This is a genomic window from Mesorhizobium sp. M8A.F.Ca.ET.181.01.1.1 (assembly GCF_004792025.1).
GTDB lineage: Bacteria > Pseudomonadota > Alphaproteobacteria > Rhizobiales > Rhizobiaceae > Mesorhizobium.
Map to the genome: position 1 here is coordinate 1 of NZ_SRTV01000038.1, position 701 is coordinate 701.

1 protein-coding gene is annotated in these 701 nt (G+C 66.6%); it reads right to left on the minus strand.

Annotated features, from left to right (window positions below; genetic code table 11):
• Positions 1-701, minus strand: a 701-nt coding sequence (locus EN824_RS33445) for a VCBS domain-containing protein (RefSeq protein WP_210236374.1), incomplete at both ends; no start/stop codon positions are given.

Here is a 701-nt window from a genome sequence, read left to right on the forward strand (position 1 = left end):
TCCACCCGCGTCGGGATGCGGGAAATTGTCGAGCAGCGTCACATTGACTGTCGCCGAGCCGTTGGTGCCAGCCAGGATTGGCAGCGACGATGCGACCAGGTCGATATGGATGGCGTCGATGCCGTTGATCGAGCCGGTGATCTGGGTCGGCCCGGCCAGCGTCCAGACGATGTCGGCGCCGGCAACTCCGTTGACGTCCGCCGTGATCCCGGCGACCGATGTGAAGGCCACCCCGGTGATGTTGTCGGAACCGGCATGGAACGTCACCGTTCCGCTGCCGTCCTCGACGTTGGTCGCGGGCGCGCTGCCGGTCGCATTGGCGGTGCCGAGCCCTTCCTCGTCCACCGCGATGACCGCGTTGGTGACCACCGACGGGTTGGCCCCGTCATTGATGGTGATAGTCAGCGTGGTCTGCGAGGTGTCGCCGTCGCCGTCCTTCAGCGTGTAGGTGAAGGTATCGGTCACTGGAGAGGCGTTGCTGATGTTGGAATTGGCCACGTAGCTATAGGTGCCGTCGGGGCTCAGTGTCAGCGTGCCGTACTGGCCGACGACATGGAAGTCGCCGCCCACCACCGTCGTTGCCCCAGAACCCGTCACGCCGCTCACCGCGGCGCCGTCGGCACCCTTGGTGTCGGCGCCGGCCGCATTGCCGTCGCTGCCGACGCCGGTAATCACGTTGCCGCTCGCCGTGCCGCCTTCCG